18 protein-coding genes and 2 pseudogenes are annotated in these 19,776 nt (G+C 69.5%); 16 read left to right on the top strand and 4 right to left on the bottom strand.

All coding sequences use genetic code 11. The features are described 5' to 3' along the window. The first annotated feature begins 2 nt into the window (after positions 1-2). The 5 genes from kdpA to ACGFZQ_RS47425 are packed head-to-tail and all read left to right on the top strand — an operon-like array spanning position 3 to position 5,991. A complete protein-coding gene (gene kdpA, locus ACGFZQ_RS47445; RefSeq protein WP_393845739.1) occupies positions 3-1,703 on the top strand; it encodes a potassium-transporting ATPase subunit KdpA in 1,701 nt (566 codons plus the stop codon). Between the two features lie 29 nt (positions 1,704-1,732). Then, positions 1,733-3,826, top strand: a complete 2,094-nt coding sequence (gene kdpB / locus ACGFZQ_RS47440; RefSeq protein WP_393845738.1) for a potassium-transporting ATPase subunit KdpB — start codon at positions 1,733-1,735, stop codon at positions 3,824-3,826. Positions 3,827-3,831: 5 nt separating this feature from the next. Next, entirely contained in the window at positions 3,832-4,500 is a 669-nt protein-coding gene (locus ACGFZQ_RS47435) for a potassium-transporting ATPase subunit C (RefSeq protein WP_393845737.1), read from the top strand. Continuing rightward, a complete protein-coding gene (locus tag ACGFZQ_RS47430) occupies positions 4,500-5,183 on the top strand; it encodes a response regulator (protein WP_393845736.1) in 684 nt (227 codons plus the stop codon). Before ACGFZQ_RS47435 ends, ACGFZQ_RS47430 begins: the two co-directional genes overlap by 1 nt. A 1-nt stretch (position 5,184) precedes the next feature. Beyond that, positions 5,185-5,991: an ATP-binding protein gene (locus ACGFZQ_RS47425; RefSeq protein ID WP_393845735.1), complete on the top strand. Its 807-nt coding sequence runs from the start codon at positions 5,185-5,187 to the stop codon at positions 5,989-5,991. 4 nt (positions 5,992-5,995) lie between these two features. On the opposite strand, the gene ACGFZQ_RS47420 is transcribed toward ACGFZQ_RS47425, so the two are convergent. Then, entirely contained in the window at positions 5,996-6,535 is a 540-nt protein-coding gene (locus ACGFZQ_RS47420) for a universal stress protein (RefSeq protein WP_393845734.1), read from the bottom strand. Between the two features lie 400 nt (positions 6,536-6,935). On the opposite strand from ACGFZQ_RS47420, the pseudogene ACGFZQ_RS47415 reads away from it, so the two are divergent. The 4 genes and pseudogenes from ACGFZQ_RS47415 to ACGFZQ_RS47400 form a co-directional block, all read left to right on the top strand. Continuing rightward, positions 6,936-7,445, top strand: a pseudogene (locus ACGFZQ_RS47415) (diaminopimelate decarboxylase family protein); the annotation flags it as partial. A gap of 110 nt (positions 7,446-7,555) precedes the next feature. Continuing rightward, positions 7,556-7,645 carry a K(+)-transporting ATPase subunit F gene (gene kdpF, locus ACGFZQ_RS47410; RefSeq protein WP_393845733.1) on the top strand — a complete coding sequence of 30 codons (90 nt, stop codon included), beginning with the start codon at positions 7,556-7,558 and terminating at the stop codon, positions 7,643-7,645. Beyond that, positions 7,645-7,971, top strand: a complete 327-nt coding sequence (locus ACGFZQ_RS47405; protein WP_393845732.1) for a hypothetical protein — start codon at positions 7,645-7,647, stop codon at positions 7,969-7,971. The genes kdpF and ACGFZQ_RS47405 overlap by 1 nt, the downstream gene beginning before the upstream one ends. 26 nt (positions 7,972-7,997) lie before the next feature. Beyond that, positions 7,998-8,399 (top strand): annotated as a pseudogene (locus tag ACGFZQ_RS47400) (potassium-transporting ATPase subunit KdpA); the annotation flags it as partial. A 139-nt stretch (positions 8,400-8,538) separates the two neighbouring features. Here ACGFZQ_RS47400 and tnpA read toward each other — a convergent pair. Continuing rightward, positions 8,539-8,988 (bottom strand): IS200/IS605 family transposase, encoded by a 450-nt coding sequence (gene tnpA, locus ACGFZQ_RS47395; RefSeq protein ID WP_393845765.1) that lies wholly within the window; start codon positions 8,986-8,988, stop codon positions 8,539-8,541. Between the two features lie 25 nt (positions 8,989-9,013). Here tnpA and ACGFZQ_RS47390 point away from each other — a divergent pair, with 25 nt between their 5' ends. The 6 genes from ACGFZQ_RS47390 to ACGFZQ_RS47365 all read left to right on the top strand — a co-directional run bounded on the left by ACGFZQ_RS47390 (position 9,014) and on the right by ACGFZQ_RS47365 (position 16,319). Continuing rightward, positions 9,014-10,237, top strand: coding sequence for an RNA-guided endonuclease InsQ/TnpB family protein (locus ACGFZQ_RS47390; RefSeq protein WP_393845731.1), 1,224 nt, complete (start codon positions 9,014-9,016; stop codon positions 10,235-10,237). A 259-nt stretch (positions 10,238-10,496) separates the two neighbouring features. Next, positions 10,497-11,963, top strand: coding sequence for a glycoside hydrolase family 43 protein (locus tag ACGFZQ_RS47385; RefSeq protein WP_393845764.1), 1,467 nt, complete (start codon positions 10,497-10,499; stop codon positions 11,961-11,963). 148 nt (positions 11,964-12,111) lie between these two features. Beyond that, on the top strand, positions 12,112-13,407 hold the full coding sequence (locus ACGFZQ_RS47380) for an extracellular solute-binding protein (protein WP_393845730.1): 1,296 nt from the start codon (positions 12,112-12,114) through the stop codon (positions 13,405-13,407). Positions 13,408-13,415: 8 nt separating this feature from the next. Then, positions 13,416-14,411 carry a carbohydrate ABC transporter permease gene (locus ACGFZQ_RS47375; protein ID WP_393845729.1) on the top strand — a complete coding sequence of 332 codons (996 nt, stop codon included), beginning with the start codon at positions 13,416-13,418 and terminating at the stop codon, positions 14,409-14,411. Continuing rightward, positions 14,408-15,241: a carbohydrate ABC transporter permease gene (locus ACGFZQ_RS47370; RefSeq protein ID WP_393845728.1), complete on the top strand. Its 834-nt coding sequence runs from the start codon at positions 14,408-14,410 to the stop codon at positions 15,239-15,241. The genes ACGFZQ_RS47375 and ACGFZQ_RS47370 overlap by 4 nt, the downstream gene beginning before the upstream one ends. Positions 15,242-15,272: 31 nt before the next feature. Next, complete coding sequence (locus tag ACGFZQ_RS47365) at positions 15,273-16,319, top strand: endo-1,4-beta-xylanase (RefSeq protein WP_393845727.1); 1,047 nt, start codon at positions 15,273-15,275, stop codon at positions 16,317-16,319. A 109-nt stretch (positions 16,320-16,428) separates the two neighbouring features. On the opposite strand, the gene ACGFZQ_RS47360 is transcribed toward ACGFZQ_RS47365, so the two are convergent. Then, complete coding sequence (locus ACGFZQ_RS47360; RefSeq protein ID WP_046727224.1) at positions 16,429-16,635, bottom strand: DUF5999 family protein; 207 nt, start codon at positions 16,633-16,635, stop codon at positions 16,429-16,431. Positions 16,636-16,985: 350 nt separating this feature from the next. After that, the gene (locus ACGFZQ_RS47355; protein ID WP_393845726.1) at positions 16,986-17,570 is read right to left on the bottom strand and encodes a hypothetical protein; all 585 of its coding nucleotides are present in this window, start codon (positions 17,568-17,570) and stop codon (positions 16,986-16,988) included. A 558-nt stretch (positions 17,571-18,128) separates the two neighbouring features. On the opposite strand from ACGFZQ_RS47355, the gene ACGFZQ_RS47350 reads away from it, so the two are divergent. Then, positions 18,129-19,649 carry a glutamate--cysteine ligase gene (locus ACGFZQ_RS47350; RefSeq protein WP_351734121.1) on the top strand — a complete coding sequence of 507 codons (1,521 nt, stop codon included), beginning with the start codon at positions 18,129-18,131 and terminating at the stop codon, positions 19,647-19,649. The last annotated feature ends 127 nt before the right edge of the window (positions 19,650-19,776 follow it).

Raw genomic sequence — 19,776 nt, 5'->3', positions numbered from 1 at the left:
ACATGGGTCCCGTAACCGCCGCCGTGCTCCAGCTCGCCGCGCTCATAGGCGCGCTGGCGCTCTGCTACGTCCCCTTCGGCAACTACATGGCCAAGGTCTACTCCTCCGACAAGCACTGGCGCGTCGAGAAGTGGATCTACAAGGGCATCGGCGCCAACCCCGACACCGAGATGCGCTGGCCCGCCTATCTGCGCGGGGTCCTCGCCTTCTCCCTCGTCGGCGTCCTCTTCCTCTACCTGCTGCAGCGGCTCCAGGGCATCCTGCCCGGCTCGCTCGGCTTCTCCTCGGTCAACCCGGCGCAGTCGTTCAACACGGCCGTCTCCTTCGTGACCAACACGAACTGGCAGTCGTACTACGGCGAGCAGACCATGGGTCACGTCGTGCAGACCGCCGGTCTGGCCGTGCAGAACTTCGTCTCCGCGGCCGTCGGCATCGCCGTCGCCGTCGCGCTGGTGCGCGGGTTCGCGCTCCCCCACTCTCGGCTTCGCTCGAGCGGGGGGACCCCCATGCGCACCGGTGAGATCGGCAACTTCTGGTCCGACCTGGTGCGCGGCATCGTCCGCATCCTGGTGCCGGTCGCCGTGGTCGCCGCGGTGATCCTGGTCGCCTGCGGTGCCATCCAGAACTTCTCCGGCATCCACGCGGTCGGCCAGTTCATGGGGGGTTCGCAGCAGTGGAACGGCGGCGCGGTCGCCTCCCAGGAGGCCATCAAGGAGCTGGGCACCAACGGTGGTGGCTACTTCAATGCCAACTCCGCCCACCCCTTCGAGAACCCGACGCCCTTCACCAACCTGTTCGAGATCTTCCTGATCCTGCTGATCCCGTTCGCGCTGACCCGCACCTTCGGTGTGATGGTCGGCTCGGTCAAACAGGGTTACGCGATCCTCGCCACCATGGGCACCATCTGGATCGGCTTCACCGCGCTGATGATGTGGACCGAGTTCGCCCACCACGGCCCGGCGCTCCAGCTCGCGGGCGGCGCGTACGAAGGCAAGGAGGTCCGCTTCGGCGTCGGCGGCTCGTCGATCTTCGCCGTGGCGACCACGCTCACCTCGACAGGCGCGGTGGACTCCTTCCACTCCTCGTTCACCGGCCTGGGCGGCGGTATCACCCTGCTCAGCATGATGCTGGGCGAGATCGCCCCCGGTGGTACCGGCTCCGGCCTCTACGGCATCCTGATCATGGCGATCATCGCGGTGTTCATCGCCGGTCTGATGGTCGGCCGCACGCCCGAGTACCTGGGCAAGAAGATCGGCTCCCGCGAGATCAAGCTGTCGGCGATCTACATCCTGATCACCCCGGCGCTGGCGCTCGTGTTCGCCGCGGTCTCCATGGCCCTGCCGACCCCGCCGCACTCCATGCTCAACCCGGGAGCGCACGGCTTCTCCGAGGTGCTGTACGCCTTCACCTCGGCGGCCAACAACAACGGCTCGGCCTTCGCCGGCCTGAACGCGAACACCGACTGGTACAACACCATGACCGGACTCGCGATGCTGTTCGGCCGCTTCCTGCCGATGGTGTTCGTGCTGGCGCTGGCCGGCTCGCTCGCCGAGCAGCGGCCCGTCCCGGCCACGGCCGGCACCCTGCGCACCGAGAAGCCGCTCTTCACCGGCCTGCTCGTCGGCGCGATCCTGATCATCACCGGTCTGACCTACTTCCCGGCCCTGGCGCTGGGCCCGCTGGCCGAGGGGCTGGCGTCGTGAAAACCCGAACGGAAGCCCACGAGGACACCATGTCCACACCCGCCCTTGCGCCCCACCAGGACGCGCCGACCGGGCACAAGCCCGCCGAAGGCCGCGTCGGCGCGGGCCTGTTCGACCCCAAGCAGCTGATCAGGTCCCTCCCCGAGGCCTGCCGCAAGCTCGACCCGCGGGTCATGATCAAGTCGCCCGTGATGTTCGTGGTGTGGGTCGGCTCGATCCTGACCACGGTCTTCTCCTTCAAGGACCCGGGCGACTGGTTCGGCTGGACCATCAGCGCCTGGCTGTGGCTGACCGTGATCTTCGCGAACCTCGCGGAGGCGGTCGCCGAGGGCCGAGGCAAGGCCCAGGCTGACACCCTGCGCAAGGCCAAGACCGACACCGTCGCCCGGCGACTGGTCGGTGACACCGAGGAGCAGGTGCCCGGCACCGAGCTGAAGATCGGTGACCTGGTGGTCTGTGAGGCCGGCGACATCATCCCGGGTGACGGTGACGTCATCGAGGGTGTCGCGTCGGTCGACGAGTCGGCGATCACCGGTGAGTCGGCTCCGGTCATCCGCGAGTCCGGCGGTGACCGGTCCGCGGTCACGGGCGGTACCAAGGTGCTGTCCGACCGGATCGTCATCAAGATCACGACGAAGCCGGGCGAGACCTTCATCGACCGGATGATCAGCCTCGTCGAGGGCGCGGCCCGGCAGAAGACGCCGAACGAGATCGCGCTGAACATCCTGCTCGCCTCGCTGACGATCGTCTTCCTGCTGGCCGTCGCCACCCTCCCGCCCTTCGCGGACTACGCGGGCACCCACCTGACGATGGTCGTGCTGGTCGCTCTGCTGGTCTGCCTCATCCCGACCACCATCGGCGCGCTGCTCTCCGCGATCGGCATCGCCGGCATGGACCGCCTGGTGCAGCGCAACGTGCTCGCCATGTCGGGCCGTGCGGTCGAGGCCGCGGGTGACGTCTCCACCCTGCTGCTGGACAAGACCGGCACCATCACCCTCGGCAACCGCCAGGCCTCCGAGTTCCTGCCGGTGCGCGGGGCCACCGAGGCCGAGGTCGCCGACGCCGCCCAGCTGTCGTCGCTGGCCGACGAGACCCCCGAGGGCCGCTCCATCGTCGTCCTGGCGAAGGAGAAGTACGGGCTGCGCGAGCGGCACCAGGGCGAGCTGGTGCACGCCGAGTGGATCGCCTTCACCGCCCAGACCCGCATGTCGGGTGTGGACGTCGACGGCAGGAAGATCCGCAAGGGTGCGGCCGGTTCGGTCATCGCCTGGGTCCGCGAGCAGGGCGGCACCGTCGCCGAGGACGCCGACACCCTCGCAGGCCGCATCTCCGAGGCCGGCGGCACCCCGCTCCTCGTCGCGGTCGAGGACGCGGAGGGCGCCCGGATCCTGGGCGTCATCCACCTCAAGGACGTCGTCAAGGACGGCATGCGCGAGCGGTTCGAGGAACTGCGCCGCATGGGCATCAAGACGGTCATGATCACGGGTGACAACCCGCTGACCGCCAAGGCGATCGCCGAGGAGGCGGGCGTCGACGACTTCCTCGCCGAGGCCACCCCCGAGGACAAGATGGCCCTCATCAAGCGGGAGCAGGCGGGCGGCAAGCTGGTCGCGATGACCGGTGACGGCACCAACGACGCCCCGGCGCTCGCGCAGGCGGACGTCGGCGTGGCGATGAACACGGGTACGTCGGCCGCGAAGGAGGCCGGCAACATGGTCGACCTCGACTCGAACCCGACCAAGCTCATCGAGATCGTCGAGATCGGCAAGCAGTTGCTGATCACCCGCGGCGCGCTGACCACGTTCTCCATCGCCAACGACGTCGCGAAGTACTTCGCGATCATCCCGGCCATGTTCGCCGTGGTCTACCCGGGCCTGGACAAGCTCAACATCATGGACCTGTCCTCGCCCAGCTCCGCGATCCTGTCCGCGGTCATCTTCAACGCGCTGATCATCATCGCGCTGGTGCCGCTCTCGCTTCGGGGCGTCCAGTACAAGCCGGTCAGCGCCGACAAGATGCTCCGCCGCAACCTCGGGATCTACGGCCTCGGCGGTCTGATCGCGCCCTTCATCGGCATCAAGATCATCGACCTGATCATCTCCCTCATCCCCGGAATCGGTTGAGCACCATGAACAACTCCCTAAGCAAAACCGCCCGGTTGCTCTGGGCGGGCCTGCGCGCCCTCCTGGTGCTGACCCTGGTGACGGGCGTCGTCTACCCGCTCGTCGTCACCGGCATCGCCCAGGCCGCGTTCAGCGACAAGGCGAACGGCTCCGAGGTCAGGGCGGACGGCAAGGTCGTCGGCTCGTCCCTGATCGGGCAGTCGTACAACCTTCCGCTGAAGAAGGGTCAGGAGACCCCGGAGGCGGACCTGCAGTGGTTCCAGGGCCGTCCGGCCAACGGGCTCGGCAGCAACAGCATCAACACCCAGTACAAGCTGATCCTCTCGGGCGCCACCAACCTCGCCGCCGACAACAAGGTGCTGATCCAGCAGGTGAAGGACGCCAAGGCCGCGGTCGTCAAGGACAACTCGGTGCCCGGCTACACGGTCACGCCCGCCCAGGTGCCGGCCGACGCCGTCACCTCCTCGGGCTCCGGCCTGGACCCGGACATCTCCCCGGTCTACGCCGAGCTCCAGGTCCACCGGGTCGCGGCGAAGAACCACCTCTCCGTCGACCAGGTGGAGAAGCTGGTGAAGGACCACACCGACGGCCGCACCCTCGGCTTCATCGGCGAGCCCCGGGTGAACGTCCTCGAACTCAACATCGCGCTGAAGGAACTGATCAAGGGCAGCTGATGACCCGAGTGCTGGTCGTGGAAGACGACCCACAGCTCGTACGGGCACTCGTGATCAACATGCAGGCACGCCAGTACGGAGTGGACGCGGCGCCCGACGGCGCCACGGCCCTCCGGCTGGCGGCCGCGCGTCAGCCGGACGTGGTGATGCTCGACCTCGGACTGCCCGACATGGACGGGGTCGACGTCATCAAGGCGCTGCGCGGCTGGACCCGTGTACCGATCCTGGTGCTGTCGGCACGGCAGGCCTCCGACGAGAAGGTCGCCGCGCTGGACGCGGGCGCCGACGACTACATCACCAAGCCGTTCAGCATGGACGAACTCCTCGCCCGGCTGCGGGCGGCGGTCCGCCGTACCGAGGACGTGCCGCTCGCCCCCGAGACCACCCTGGTGGAGACGGACGACTTCACCATCGACCTGCTCGCCAAGAAGGCCGTACGCTCCGGCCGCGACGTACGCCTCACCCCCACCGAGTGGCATCTGCTGGAGATCCTGGTCACCAACCCCGGCCGACTCGTCACCCAGAAGCACCTGCTGCAGGAGGTGTGGGGGGTGTCGCAGCGCAACAAGGCCAACTACCTGCGGGTCTACATGGCCCAGCTCCGCCGCAAACTGGAGGCGGACCCCGCGCACCCCCGGTACCTGATCACCGAGCCCGGCATGGGCTATCGCTTCGAAGGATGACATGGCACGCGGCAGGCTTCGGATCCACCTCGGCGCGGCACCCGGCGTGGGCAAGACCCACGCCATGCTCTCCGAGGCCCACCGCAGGATCGAGCGCGGCACCGACTGCGTGGTCGCGTTCGTCGAGCACCACGACCGGCCGCGCACCCCGCTGGCCGGCATCAAGGCCTCGGTGTCGTCGCTGCGTTCGGACGACGTGGAGTGGTCCGAGCAGGACCGGGCGGAGCTTCTGGAGGCGATAGAGGCGGGCGCCGACCGGCTGGACCTCCTGGTGGGCAACCTGCTCGACATGTCCCGCCTGCAGACCGGCACCGTCACGCCGATCGTGCGCGAGGCCGACCTGGACGAGGTGGTGCCGATGGCACTCGGCGGGGTCCCCGAGGACAGCGTCAGGCTGGACATCCCGGAGACGCTGCCCATGGTCCACGTCGACAAGGGGCTGCTGGAGCGGGTCGTCGCCAACGTGGTCGAGAACGCGGTGAAGTACAGCCCGGCGGACACCCCCGTACTGGTGAAGGCCAGTTCCATAGCCGACCGGGTGGAGGTCCGGGTGGTGGACCGCGGACCCGGCGTCCCGGACGAGGCCAAGGAGCGCATCTTCGAGCCCTCCCAGCGCTACGGCGACTCGCCGCGCGGTGCCGGTGTCGGCCTGGGGCTGGCCGTGGCGCGGGGCTTCACCGAGGCGATGGGCGGCACGCTCACGGCCGAGGACACCCCGGGCGGGGGGCTCACGATGGTGCTGAGCCTGCCGTTGGCACCGGGGCGCAGACCGGAACGGCCGGATCTCCCGGCCGCGGTGACGTCGTAACGCCTCAGGACGACAACTGCCGTACATTCAGCGGCAGATGCCAGGTGTTGCGGCGGTGTGCGGATGTCAGCGCGTCCTCCAGCGGGGACGGCGGCACCGCGAGGACCGGGCAGTGCGCGTGGGTCAGGCAGTAGCGGGTGACGCGGCCCGAGAAGGCCCGGTGCCAGCCGCGCCGGCCCGCGCCGACGACCAGGATGTCGTCGTCCCGGTCGGCCGTCTCCACCAGGGCCAGGCCGGGGGTGGCGCGGACCACGAGACCGTGCAGCGGGACGCCGGCCGGCGCCGCCTCGCCGAAGACCTCGCCGAGCACGACCAGCAGCCGCTCCCGGGCCAGCCGCTGCCACTCCTCGACCAGCGCCGGCGGGGTGGGGGAGCGACGTGCCGCCAGTTCACCGCCCGGCGGCTCCCAGGCCAGCACCGGCCACAGCTCGGCTTCCCGCCGTCGGGCCTCCGCCGCCGCGCGGCGCAGGGCCGTGACGCTGCCCAGCGAACCGCTCACGCCGACGACGACCCGACCGGATGTGCAGGTGTCGTAACCGGACATGTATCCACCGTACTTCCGCAGCGGCCCCGGGCGTGTCCCGGGGACGGACCGCCTCCATGACACTCCCCGCTGCCGGGCGCGCAGTCCCGCAGCCGCTTCTCGGCACGCCTCTGACGCCCGCGACCAGCGTCGACGGCGCCTCCGTCAGCATCCCGTCAACGTCGCCGCGATCACCGTCAGCGTCCCGTCATGAGGCATCGGAGGACCGCCGGGGGCGGGCATAGCTTCTTGGGTGAGCCCCGGTCAGCCTCCCGGCGTCCGGGGCACCAGCTCTTTCCTGTACCAGGAGGCATGCCATGCCAGAACTCTTGTGCGGTGACGATCCGGAGCCTTCCGATCGCTCCCCGGCCGGACCCCTGTTCGTACCCGTCCGGCCGGGACCCGCGGGATGTGCGGCGCCCTGGCCCGCAGGGTACGCGCCGAGCTGACGGACGCGTGCGCGGCGGCCGGGCTGCCGGTGCCGCGCCTGATCATCGAGCCGGGCCGGGCGATCGTGGGGCCGGCCGGGATCGCCGTGTACCGCGTCCTCGCCGTCAAGAAGACCGGTGACCACACGTTCGTCGCCGTCGACGGCGGGATGAGCGACAACCCGCGGCCCGCGCTGTACGGCGTCCGGTACGCGCCCCGGCTCGTCGGCCGCACCAGCGGCGCGGCGCCGGCTCCGGTGACCGTCATGGGGCGGCACTGCGAGGCGGGGGACATCCTGGCCGCCGACGTCGAACTCCCCTGCGACCTGCGCCCGGGCGACCTGCTCGCGGTCCCGGTGGCCGGTGCCTACCACCTCTCCATGGCCTCCGGCTACAACCTGGTCGGCCGGCCGCCGGTCACCGCGGTCCGGGACGGCCACGCCCGGCTGCTGGTCCGCCGCGAGTCCCTGGACGACATCCGCCGCCGGGACGTCGGGCTGTAACCCGGCCCGTCCCCCCGATCCACCTCCGGGCGGGCGACGGCCCGGCCCTCGCCCGGAGGTGTCCCATCCCAAGTCCCCGTACCACGCCTGCTCGTGAAGAAGAGGTCCCTGTGACGATCGAGAACATCGTCGGGCTGATCGTCGCCGTCGCCCTACTGGCCTACCTGGTGGTGGCCCTGATCAGGCCGGAGGGCTTCTGATGACCGCGCCCGCACCCGTGCGCGAGAAACCCGCCGGCAGCGTACGACCACCCGACGCGGGGTCCGCCCGCCGGATCGGCGCCGGACTGCTCGATCCCCAGCAGCTGTGGCGGGCCCTCCCGGCGGCCCTGCGCAAGCTGAACCCGGTGACCCTGGCCCGCCACCCGGTCATGTTCGTCACCGAGATCGGCGCGGCCCTGACCACGGGGCTCGCGATCGCCCACCCGTCCGGGTTCGGCTGGCTGATCACCGTCTGGCTGTGGCTGACCGTCGTCTTCGCCAACCTGGCCGAGGCGGTCGCCGAGAGCCGGGGCCGCACGGCCTGACGGAGCTGGTGTAGGCCTACACCTCCAACTTCAACAGCAACGGCAGCGCGATGGCCGGCTTCAACGGCGCCACCGCCTTCCACAACCTGCTGATGACGGTGGCGATGCTCGTCGGCCGCTATGTGCCCATGGTGTTCCTGCTGGCCCTGGCCGGCCGGCTGGCCCGCCAGCAGCCCGGCGTGGTCACCGGCGGCACCCTCCAGGCCCGCGGCGTCAACTTCGTCGCCCTGGCCACCGGGGCCGCGCTCATCCTGGCGTTGCTCAACTTCCTGCCCGCGCTGTCCCTCGGCCCGTTGGCGGAGGGGCTTCCTCCAGAGACTCCCGGACGGGCCGGCCATCCCTCACTCACGCCGGCCTGTCCGGGCCCTTCACGGGGCGGGCCGCCCGGGCACAGAGGACACTGTTGCCGACCGTCCCACCGGCCGTGATGGGGTCCCTGGCGTATGGCCTGGCACGTCGTGAACTGAGACCGAGGGTTCCGCTGCGCCCGGGTGAGGGCGACAAACACGGTCTGACCAGCCTGGAAGGGCTGGCCGCGGTGTCCCTGGACGCGCTCAGCTCGGTGGCCTACGGTCCCGAGTCGATCGTGCTGGCCCTGGTGGTCGCCGGTACGGGGGCGCTCACCGCCACCCCGCCCATCACCCTCGCGATCACCTTTCTGCTGCTTGTTGGCCTTCCAGTAGTGGCGTACCAGGTCGGGGAACTCTCCCCCAGCCTTCGGCCGGGAGGTGCCCCCAGCCGCAGGCGGCGGGAGGAGACGCCCTTGAGGGAGTTGACCAGCTTGGTCACGGCGACCTTGGGCGGGAAGTTCACCAGCAGGTGGACATGGTTGTCCTCACCGTTGAACTCCACCAGCTCGCACTCGAAGTCCGTACACACCGACCGCATGATCTCTTCCATACGCCTCAAGTGGGCATCGGTGAACACCTTGTGCCGGAACTTGGTCACGAAGACCAAGTGGACGTGCATCACGAAAGTGCAGTGCCTACCAGTTCTGATCTTCCGCATATCGCCCATAACCCAAGTACGTATCGTGATCGTCATGCAGCTCCGGTACTCCTTCAGGTTGTACCCGGACACCAGCCAACGGAGGTCGTTGGCGAGGGTGTTCGGGTGTGCCCGTGTCGTGTTCAACGACGCGGTCCGCGCCCGTGAGGAGGCCAGAGCGGCCAATCAGCCGTTCCCCAAGGCCGCAGAGCTGTCCAAGAGGCTGATTACCGAGGCGAAGCAGACGGTGGAGCGGTCCTGGCTGGGCGAGGTGTCCGCGGTGGTGCTCCAGCAGTCCCTGCGGGACGTCGAGACTGCGTACCGCAACTTCTTCGCCTCCCTCAAGGGCGGTCGCAAAGGGCCCAGGATGGGTGCTCCCCGTTTCAAGTCCCGCAAGGACAGCCGTCAGTCGATCCGTTTCACGGCCAATGCCCGCTGGTCGGTCACGGACAGCGGGCGGTTGAACCTCCCGAAGATCGGCGCGGTGAAGGTGAAGTGGTCCCGGACCCTGCCCGCACAGCCCTCCTCCGTCACCGTGATCAAGGATGCGGCCGGGCGGTACTTCGCCTCGTTCGTCGTCGACACCGACCCGGCCGCGGACGCTGCCCGGATGCCCGACACCGACCAGACGGTCGGCATCGACCTGGGGCTGACCCACTTCGCCGTGCTCTCCGACGGGACGAAGATCGACAGTCCCCGGTTTCTGCGCCGGGCGGAGAAGAAACTGAAGAAGGCCCAGCGGGAGCTCTCCCGCAAGCAGAAGGGATCGAAGAACCGGGAGAAGGCCCGCCTCAAGGTCGCCCGCGCCCACGCCAAAGTTGCTGACGCCCGCCGCGAGTTCCACCACCAGCTCTCCACCAGGCTGATCTCCGAAAACCAAGGGATCGCCGTGGAGGACCTGTCGGTGGCGGGACTGTCTCGCACGAAGCTGGCCAAGTCCGTGCACGACGCCGGATGGTCATCGTTCATCAGCATGCTGGAATACAAGGCCGCCCGGTACGGGCGGACACTGGTCAGGATCGGCCGGTTCGAGCCGACCTCCCAGACCTGCTCCACCTGCGGCGTCAAGGACGGACCCAAACCCCTCAGCGTCCGGGAATGGACCTGCACCGCCTGCGGCACCGTCCACGACCGGGACCACAATGCCGCGATCAACGTGAAGACGGCCGCCGGACTGGCGGTATCGGCCTGCGGAGCGCCGGTAAGACCAGGAGCGATCCCGGCACAGCGCGAAGAAACAGGAAGCCACGGATTCCCGACCCAAGCCCGTGCCGCGTAGCGGCACAGCAACGATCGAGAAGGCCAGAATCCTCGGGCTTCAGCCCGAGGAGCAAGTCAAGAGATCCTCCAGAACCAGCGCGGCCTGCTCCTCGCCACCGTCCTGCGGGCCCGCACCGACGTCGTGGTCTGCCTGCTCCCGTACCGCCTGAAGCTGTAGCGCACCCGCCTTGTCGGGCCTCGGACAGCCCCTTACAGTGCGCCTCGTAATGTTCGCCGCCCTCGCCGAAACTTTCGGCGAGGTCAGGGAGGGGCACCACATGCGGACCTACGGCAACCCGGTCATCCCCGGATTCCACCCCGACCCGAGCGTGTGCCGGGTGGGGGAGGACTACTACCTGGTGTGTTCCAGCTTCGAGTACTTCCCCGGCGTCCCGCTCTTCCACAGCCGGGACCTCGTGCACTGGCGGCAGCTCGGCAACGTGCTCGACCGGCCGGGCCAGTTGGCGCTGCCGGACGAGACGCCGGCCTCGGCCGGGGTCTACGCCCCGACGATCCGGCACCACGACGGGCTCTTCCACGTCGTCACGACCAATGTCAGTGCGGGCGGCAACCTCCTGGTCACCGCCGAGCACCCCGAGGGCCCCTGGTCCGACCCGGTGTGGATCGACGTCCCCGGCATCGACCCCGACCTCGCCTGGGACGAGAACGGCGACTGCTGGTGTGCCGTGGCGGGGGTGGCGGTGGCCCGGATCGACACCCGGACCGGGAAGGTGCTGGAAGGGCCGCTGCCGATGTGGTCCGGGACCGGGCTGCGCGACCCCGAGGCGCCGCACCTGTACCGGGTCGGGGAGTGGTGGTACCTGCTGGTCGCCGAGGGCGGCACCGCGCTCGGGCACGGGGTGTCCGTGGCCCGCGCCCGCTCACCGCGCGGGCCCTGGGAGCCCGCGCCGGGCAATCCGCTGGTCTCCCACCGGGGCACCCGGGAGCCGGTCCAGTGCACCGGCCACGCCGACCTGGTCCAGGCCGCCGACGGCAGCTGGTGGGCGGTGCTGCTGGGCACCCGGCCGCGCGGCTGGTTCCCGGAGTTCCACGTGCTAGGCCGGGAGACCTTCCTGGCGCCGGTGGAGTGGGTGGACGGCTGGCCGCGGATGGGACGGGTGCGGGAGCGGGAGCAGGCCCCGGCCGCCTGGCATCCGGTCGAACAGCCGCCCGTACGGGACGACTTCACGGCCACCGCCCTCGCACCGCACTGGATCTCCCCGCGGAGCCGGCCGGCCGGCTGCTGGTCGCTGGCCGAACGGCCCGGGTGGCTGACGCTCACGGCCACCGGGGACAGCCTCGACCGGGCCGGGCACACCTTCGTCGGCCGCCGCCAGCAGCACCCGGACTGCCGTGCCGCCGCTCTGCTCGACCCGGGCACGGCACGCGCGGGTCTCTCGGTCCGTATCGACGAGGCCCACCACTACGACCTGGAGGTGAGCGGGGGAACGGTGAGTGCGGTCGCGCGGATCGGGCCGCTGCGGCAGACGATTTCCGAACACCCCGTGCCCCCGGGTCCGTTGACCCTCGTCATCGCGACCGGCACGACCGAGGTCGGTCGCGGAGGGCCCGACGCCGTGACCCTCTCGGTCGAAACGTCCGACGGTGTCGTTCGGCTGGCCGAACTCGACGGGCGGTATCTCTCCACGCAGGTGGCGGGCGGGTTCACCGGCCGGGTCATCGGCATGTACGTCACCGAGGGCCGGGCCGCCTTCGACTGGTTCGCATACGTGCCCATGAGCTGATGCGCGACACCTTGACGCTCCTGATGCGCCTTTCTAGAGTCGCCGTTCGGAACGTTCGGTGAAAATACCGAATGTTTCGAAAACGGCGACCCGAGAGCACCACCGAACCAGGACGGCGTCGGTCGTCCCGTACCCCAAGGAGCGCATCATGGGCGACCCGGCACTGTCCCGTCGCGGTTTCCTGGCGGCCACCGCGGCCGCCGGACTGGGCATGACCGCCCTCAGCGGCTGCGGCGGCGACTCGGACGGAGGCTCGTCCGGGGGAAACACCACCATCGAGTGGTGGAACATCTCCACGACCAACCCGACCAAGGGCGTCTGGGCCGCCCTCGCCAAGAAGTTCGAGGCGCAGAACCCCAAGGTCAAGGTAAAGATCGTGCAGTTGGAGAACGACGCCTACAAGTCGAAGATGACGGCCCTGACCGCCTCCGGGAAACTCCCCGACATCTTCCACACCTGGGGCGGCGGGGTTCTCCAGCAGCAGGTCGACGCCGGGCTCGTCAAGGACCTCACCGACCCCACCAGGTCCTGGGCCGAAGGGCTGCTCCCGGTCGCCAAGGAGCCGTACCTCCTCGGCAACAAGACGTACGGCATCCCCTTCGACATCGGCATGGTCGGCTTCTGGTACAACAAGGCGCTCTTCAAGCAGGCCGGCGTCAGCCAACCCCCCACCACCTGGAGCGCGTTCCTCGACGCAGTGAAGAAGCTGAAGGCCGCCGGGGTCACCCCGCTCGCGCTGGCCGGCAAGGAGAGCTGGACCGGCATGTACTACTGGGCGTACCTGGCGATGCGCACCGCCGGGATCGACGCCCTCAAGAAGGCCGACGACGACAAGGACTTCACCGGCGACGGGTTCGTCCAGGCCGGGCAGCATCTGAAGGACCTGGTCGCCCTGGAGCCGTTCCAGAAGGGCTTCCTGGGCGCCGCCTACTCCAGCCCGACCGGGCAGGCCGCCACCGTCGGCAACGGCAAGGCCGCGATGGAGCTGATGGGGCAGTGGGCCCCGGTCGTCGAGGCCGACGCCGGCAAGGGCGTCGGGGCGAACCTGGGCTTCTTCCCGTTCCCGGCCGTCGACGGCGGAAAGGGCACCATCACCGAGGTGTTCGGAGGCGGCGGCGGACACGCGCTGCGCGCCGACGCCCCGCAGGCGGCCGTCGACTTCCTGAAGTTCTTCGCCTCCGAGACCACGGACGCGGAGCTGGTGAAGAAGACCGGCGTACTGCCCGTCGTGCCCGCCGCCGAGAGCGCGCTGACCGACGCCAACCTGAAGCTCGTACAGGCCCAGTTGAAGGCCGCCACCGGCTTCCAGCTCTACCTCGACCAGGCCTACGCGCCCGCCGTCGGCCAGCAGGTCAACGACAGCGTCGCCGGTCTGATCGCCGGGTCCAAGTCGCCCGCGGACGTCACCCAGGCGATCACCAAGACCGCGAAGGAAGAGCAGTAGGCCGGCCGATGACCTCGACCTACCTGTCCGGCATGCGGTCCGGACCGGACGCCCCGCCCCAGCCGCCCCCGCCCTCCGGCCGGACCCGCTCCCGGCGCCGGCTGCTGCACTGGCTCACCGCGATGGGCTTCCAGCTGCCCGCCCTGGTCCTGTTCGGCGTGCTCGTCCTGCTGCCGATCCTGTTCGCGGTCTATGCCTCGTTCTTCCGCTGGGGCGGCTTCGGCATGCCGTCCGACTACACCGGCACCGACAACTTCACCCGGCTCTTCCAGGACGACGTCTTCCTCGGCGACCTGTGGCGCTGTCTGCTCCTGGTGCTGCTCTCGCTGGCGCTGCAACTGCCGTTCGCGCTGGCCATGGCGGTCCTGCTCAACCAGAGGATCCGCGGCCGGGCCGTCTACCGGATGCTGTTCTTCGCGCCCTACGTGCTGTCCGAGGCGATCACCGGTGTGCTGTTCGGCATGATCTTCGCGCCCGGCCAGGGGCTTGCCGACCATGTGCTGGGCGCCGTCGGGCTCGACGGCCTCGGCGGGGAGTGGTTCTCCGACCCCTCCACCGTGATGGCCACCCTCTTCCTGGTCATGACCTGGAAGTACTTCGGCTTCCACATGATGCTCTACCTGGCCGGACTCCAGTCCATCCCGGCCGAGTTGACCGAGGCGGCGACCGTCGACGGCGCGAACCCCTGGCAGCGCTTCCGCCATGTCACCCTGCCGCTGCTCGCCCCGACCCTGCGCATCAGCGTCTTCCTGTCGGTCATCGGCTCCATCCAGCTCTTCGACCTGGTCTGGGTGATCACCGCGGGCGGCCCCGACCACCACTCCGAGACCATGGCCGTGACCATGTTCCAGTACGGCTTCAAGCGCTACCAGGTCGGCTACGCCAGCGCGATCAGTGTGGTCATGTTCGCCATCAGCCTCGTCTTCGCCCTCGCCTACCAGCGGTTCGTGCTCCGCCGCGACCTGGCGGGCGCCACCACGAACATGAGGGGAGACGGCGCATGAGCGGCCGTAGGACGACCGGACGGAACCTGCCCCTGCACCTGGTCCTCGTCGTGGTCGGCGCGATGATGGTCGTACCCCTGCTGTACGCCGTGCTGTCCGGGTTCAAGTCCACCGACGAGCTGTCCCGCAACCCGGTCGGGCTGCCCGGCTCCTGGATCGTCTCCAACTACACCGCCATCCTCGGCTCCGGCGGGTTCTGGCGGCTGGTCGGCAACAGCACGCTCATCGCGGTGGGCACGACCGTGCTGGTGGTCGCGGTGTCGGCGCTCGCGGCCTTCTCCTTCGCGCGGTTCGCCTTCCGGGGCCGTGAGGTGCTGTTCACGGTGTTCACGATGGGGCTGATGTTCCCGTTCGCGGTGGCGGCGCTGCCGCTGTTCCTGCTGCTGCGCTCGATGAACCTGCTGGACAACCCGCTGGGCGTGATCCTCCCGCAGGCCGCGTTCGGACTGCCGATGACCATCATCATCCTGCGCGGCTTCTTCCGGGAGATCCCCGGTGAGCTGGAGGAGGCGGCCACACTGGACGGCTGCGGGCCGTTCGCCTTCTTCTGGCGGATCCTGCTGCCCATGGCCCGGCCCGCGCTCGGCACGGTCTCCGTGCTCGCGGTGGTCACCAGCTGGAACAACTTCCTGCTGCCGCTGCTGGTCTTCACCGACTCCACCTGGTGGACCATCCCGATCGGCGTGCAGCAGTTCCAGGGCCAGTACTCCGCGGACACCGCCCGGGTCTTCGCCTATCTGGTCCTCGCCATGGTCCCGGCCCTGGCCTTCTACTCGGTCGCCGAGCGCCAGCTCGTCGGCGGCCTCACCGCCGGCGCCACCAAGGGCTGAATCCGCACTCCCTACTGATCGGAGTCGCACGATGTCCCGCACACGTCTCAGACTCGCCGGTGCCCTCGCGGCCGTGCTGGTGGCCGTGGCCACCGGCCCCGCCGCCCAGGCCCACGGCCGGCCGGCCACCCTCGCCGAACTGGCCCAGCGGCACGGCCGTTACTTCGGCAGCGCCACCGACAACCCCGAACTCACCGACACCGCCTACACCAGGCTGCTCGGCACCGAGTTCGACATGATCACACCCGGCAACGGCATGAAGTGGTACGCCACCGAGCCCCAGCAGGGCGTCTTCGACTGGACCAACGGCGACCAGATCGTCGACCTGGCCCGCGAGAACCACCAGCGGGTCCGCGCCCACACCCTGGTCTGGCACAGCCAGCTGCCCGACTGGCTCACCTCCCGCGAGTGGACGGCCACCGAACTGCGGGTGGTGCTGAAGAAGCACATCCAGACCGAGGTGCGGCACTACCGGGGCAAGGTCTACTCCTGGGACGTCGTCAACGAGGCCTTCGACGAGGACGGCAGCTACCGCGAGACCCTCTGGTACAAGACGCTCGGCCCCGGCTACATCGCCGATGCGCTGCGCTGGGCCCACCAGGCCGACCCGCACGCCAGGCTCTACCTCAACGACTACAACATCGAGGCCACCGGCCCGAAGAGCGACGCCTACTACGCGCTCGCCCAGCAGTTGAAGGCGGCGCACGTGCCGCTGAACGGCATCGGCTTCCAGGCCCATCTCGCCCTCCAGTACGGCTATCCGGCCACCCTGGAGGAGAACCTCCGCCGCTTCTCCCGGCTGGGCCTGGACACCGCGCTCACCGAGGTGGACGTCCGGATGCAACTGCCCGCCACCGAAGCCAAACTGGCCGAGCAGGCGACCTGGTACGCGGATCTGACCAAGGCGTGCCTCGCGGTACGGCGGTGCGTGGGCGTGACGGTCTGGGACTACACGGACAAGTACTCGTGGATCCCGGCGTTCTTCCCGGGCGAGGGCGCGGCCCTGCCCTGGGACGAGCAACTCGCTCCGAAACCGGCCTACTTCGCACTGCGCCAAGCGCTCGGCTACAGGGGGTAGTCACCCCTGGACGCACGTCGGGGCCGGTGCGCACCATGTGTGTGCGTCCGGCCCCTGCTGGTCACCGGGCGGAGCGGCGGGGCCGCCCGGGGGGTGGTGCGGTGTTCTGTCAGGCGGCGGTCATCACGCTGCCGGCGCCGAGCGGGCGGTGCGGCGCGATGATCTGGCCGTCGGGCAGGAGCTCACCGGTGTCCTCGAAGAGCAGGACGCCGTTGCACAGCAGGCTCCACCCCTGCTCCGGGTGGTGCGCCGTCAGGCGGGCGGACTCCCGGTCGGCGGATTCTGCTGTCGGGCACGGTGGCTGGTGCTGGCACATGAGTGGGGTCTCTCGCTCTGTGGTGGTCATCTCGGTCCCCCGGGGTGATGAGTCGGTCGGAAACCAGTGTTGCCCTCCGGGCGATGTTCCGCAGGGATTTAGCCGCACCGCTTCTCACAGGTTGGAGACGCATCACTCGCGCGGACGGTTCATCTCGAACGGACTGCCAATTCGGATGGTTTCGTATGGCCGGATGGAGCTAGTCAGGTCGGCGGAGAAGGGTTATCGGGCTCTTAGGAGCGGTCAATTGCTCGTACGAGCGGCTTCTGGTGTCCCAGATATTGACGTGTGGAAATACGAACGTACCCCGTCACTCGTTCAAGGGCGACGGGGTACGGCGGGTGACGGTCTCAGGCGGGTGTGATGAGCAGGGGTGCCGTGGTGAGCCGGTGGGTCAGCACGGGGAGCAGCTCGGCCACCGGGTACGGCCGGTGGGCCGCGATGCCGGGCGGGGCCGGGGCGAGCGGGACGAGCAGGTCGTTGGCCGCCGGGTGGCCCTCGGCGCCGTCCGCGGTGCGGTCGCCGTGCAGCCACAGGGCGAGCATGTAGAGGCCGGGCAGGGACAACAGGCGCGGCTGGTAGGTCTGTTGCAGGGCCTCGGCCTGGTGCAGGGCCCGCTCGGTGGAGGAGATGTAGGGCCCCTCGAAGAAGTGCGAGAAGGCCCAGCCGTCCGGGGTGAGCATCGTCTCGGCCGCGGCCACCGCGCGGTCGCCGCAGCGGATCAGGAAGCGCCAGCCGGCCAGCCGGGTGGCGGACACGCCCTCCGGGTCGATCCGGTCCAGGATGTGCACGGGCAGGGGGAGTTCGGGGGTCGCGGGTCCCTGGGCGGTGCGCAGGGAGGGGGTACGGGCCTCGCGGACCGCGGTGGGGGAACCGAGGGCGGTGAGGACGGAACGCAGGGCGGGCGCGGGAGCAGGAGGGAATTGCAGCGGCATGGTGGGTCGCCTCTCGTTCGACAGGCGCGGCGGCGCGAGGGCAGGGGCGGACGGCGCTGTCAGCTCACAGGGGGGTCAGAGAGGCGGGGGCCCGGCTCGGTGAAGAGAGGTGCGGGCGTTGTCTGCCGCACGTCATTCAGAGGGCAGGAACCAGACCGTGGGCGCCAGCCTTCTGCCTTGTTCGCGGAGTTTATACGACGCCTGTTCAGACGGTGTTTCACCGGGTCGTTTCACAGAAGTGAACAAGGCGCAATTCGGCCGTTGATACGTACGGAATCCTCCCGATTTCCGGCCCGCCGCGACCGTGCTGACCTCGGAATACGAGGTTCTCGCGGTCGGCCGAATGTCGTCGGCGTTTTTCACGAGGACATCGGGGAACCCGAAGTTGCATGATGCCCCATGCCCCGTGAATGTGCCGCAGGACACATTCCAACAGACTAGCGGCTACCGGTGCCGCGCGCGACGTTATCGATCGCTTCCGGTGGGCATCATCCCACCTGGACCCGGGACCACCGGCGGCCGGAAGCCCGGTCCGCCCATTCGAGGAGGGACGCTTCGATGGGGGAGAAGGTCGTGGCGGGCCGGTTCGACCTGTCCGATCGCCAGCGCTACCGTGAAAAGCTCCGCGACTGTCTGTCGGGGCTGGAGCGACTGCTGGTGGAGAAGCGGTTCGACCGCCCCAAGAACCTCATGGGCGTCGAGATCGAATTGAATCTCGCCGGTGCGGACGGCATGCCGAGAATGTTGAACGGACAGGTTCTCGAACGAATCGCGAGCCGAGATTTCCAAACAGAACTCGCCATGTTCAATCTGGAAGTGAACATAGCTCCACACCGGCTCGGCGGCCGGGTATTCGACCGGCTCGACGAAGAACTCCGGACGTCGCTGGCGTACGCCGACCGCAAGGCGGGTGAGGTGGACGCCGGGATCGTGATGATCGGCATTCTGCCCACGCTGGAGCGGGACGACCTGGTCTCCGCGAACCTCTCCGAGGTCGACCGGTACACCCTGCTCAACGACCAGATCGTGGCCGCCCGGGGTGAGGACTTCGTGCTCGACATCGAGGGCGTCGAACACCTCAGGTGCACGTCGAAGTCGATCGTCCCGGAGGCCGCCTGCACCTCCGTCCAACTGCACCTCCAGGTCACCCCGGCCCGCTTCGCCGACGTGTGGAACGCGGCGCAGGCGGCCTGCGCCGCGCAGATCGCCGTGGGCGCGAACTCCCCCTTCCTCTTCGGCCGTGAACTGTGGCGGGAGTCCCGGCCCCCGCTGTTCCTCCAGGCCACGGACACCCGGCCCCCCGAGCTACAGGCGCAGGGCGTACGGCCGCGCATCTGGTTCGGCGAGCGCTGGATCAGCTCCGCGTACGAACTCTTCGAGGAGAACCTGCGCTTCTTCCCGGCGCTGCTGCCGATCTGCGACGAGGAGGACCCGCTGGCCGTGCTGGACGCGGGCGGGGTGCCGAAGCTCGCGGAACTCGTCCTGCACAACGGGACGGTGTACCGCTGGAACCGGCCGGTGTACGGCGTCGCCGACGGGGTCCCGCACCTGCGCGTCGAGAACCGTGTCCTGCCGGCCGGGCCGACCGTCACCGACGTCATCGCCAACGCGGCGTTCTACTACGGCCTGGTGCGTGCCCTCGCGGAGGAGTCGCGACCGGTGTGGACCCGGCTGCCGTTCGCCGCGGCCGAGGCGAACTTCGACGCGGCGTGCCGTCATGGCATCGACGCGCGGCTGGTGTGGCCCAGGAGGGCCCGGTACGGCGGCGGTACGACCGAGGTGGACGCGGTCACCCTGGTCCGCGACGAGCTGCTGCCGCTGGCGGCGGCGGGACTGGACGCGTGGGGGGTGGAGGCCGCCGACCGGGACTTCTACCTGGGCGTGATCGAGGAGCGGTGCCGGCGACGGGTGAACGGGGCGTCCTGGCAGGCGGCGACGTTCCACCGGGCGGTGGAACGGGGGCTGCCGAGGGACGAGGCGCTGGCCGCGATGACGCGGCGCTATGCGGAGCTGATGAATGAGGGGGAGCCGGTGCATACGTGGCCGGTGGGGTTATTGGAGCCGGTGCTGATGGGGTGAGGGGCGAGGGGGGAGCGCCGTGGGGGTGTCGCGGTGCGTGGTGCGGTGGGGGGGCGTTGTGGTGTGTGATGCGGTGGGGGTTGTTGTTGTACGTGGTGCGGCGGAGTGTCGGGTGCGGCGCCGTCGG

The sequence above is a fragment of the Streptomyces sp. NPDC048254 genome, assembly GCF_043201895.1.
Classification (GTDB): Bacteria; Actinomycetota; Actinomycetes; order Streptomycetales; family Streptomycetaceae; genus Streptomyces.
This window is presented reverse-complemented; position numbering and strand designations above follow the sequence as displayed.

Coding starts and splice junctions, on each gene's coding strand:
- kdpA (WP_393845739.1), top strand. CDS start 3: ATGGGTCCCGTAACCGCCGCCGTGCTCCAGCTCGCCGCGCTCATAGGC.
- kdpB (WP_393845738.1), top strand. CDS start 1,733: ATGTCCACACCCGCCCTTGCGCCCCACCAGGACGCGCCGACCGGGCAC.
- ACGFZQ_RS47435 (WP_393845737.1), top strand. CDS start 3,832: ATGAACAACTCCCTAAGCAAAACCGCCCGGTTGCTCTGGGCGGGCCTG.
- ACGFZQ_RS47430 (WP_393845736.1), top strand. CDS start 4,500: ATGACCCGAGTGCTGGTCGTGGAAGACGACCCACAGCTCGTACGGGCA.
- ACGFZQ_RS47425 (WP_393845735.1), top strand. CDS start 5,185: ATGGCACGCGGCAGGCTTCGGATCCACCTCGGCGCGGCACCCGGCGTG.
- ACGFZQ_RS47420 (WP_393845734.1), bottom strand. CDS start 6,535: ATGTCCGGTTACGACACCTGCACATCCGGTCGGGTCGTCGTCGGCGTG.
- ACGFZQ_RS47405 (WP_393845732.1), top strand. CDS start 7,645: ATGACCGCGCCCGCACCCGTGCGCGAGAAACCCGCCGGCAGCGTACGA.
- tnpA (WP_393845765.1), bottom strand. CDS start 8,988: ATGGGCGATATGCGGAAGATCAGAACTGGTAGGCACTGCACTTTCGTG.
- ACGFZQ_RS47390 (WP_393845731.1), top strand. CDS start 9,014: ATGCAGCTCCGGTACTCCTTCAGGTTGTACCCGGACACCAGCCAACGG.
- ACGFZQ_RS47385 (WP_393845764.1), top strand. CDS start 10,497: ATGCGGACCTACGGCAACCCGGTCATCCCCGGATTCCACCCCGACCCG.
- ACGFZQ_RS47380 (WP_393845730.1), top strand. CDS start 12,112: ATGGGCGACCCGGCACTGTCCCGTCGCGGTTTCCTGGCGGCCACCGCG.
- ACGFZQ_RS47375 (WP_393845729.1), top strand. CDS start 13,416: ATGACCTCGACCTACCTGTCCGGCATGCGGTCCGGACCGGACGCCCCG.
- ACGFZQ_RS47370 (WP_393845728.1), top strand. CDS start 14,408: ATGAGCGGCCGTAGGACGACCGGACGGAACCTGCCCCTGCACCTGGTC.
- ACGFZQ_RS47365 (WP_393845727.1), top strand. CDS start 15,273: ATGTCCCGCACACGTCTCAGACTCGCCGGTGCCCTCGCGGCCGTGCTG.
- ACGFZQ_RS47360 (WP_046727224.1), bottom strand. CDS start 16,635: ATGTGCCAGCACCAGCCACCGTGCCCGACAGCAGAATCCGCCGACCGG.
- ACGFZQ_RS47355 (WP_393845726.1), bottom strand. CDS start 17,570: ATGCCGCTGCAATTCCCTCCTGCTCCCGCGCCCGCCCTGCGTTCCGTC.
- ACGFZQ_RS47350 (WP_351734121.1), top strand. CDS start 18,129: ATGGGGGAGAAGGTCGTGGCGGGCCGGTTCGACCTGTCCGATCGCCAG.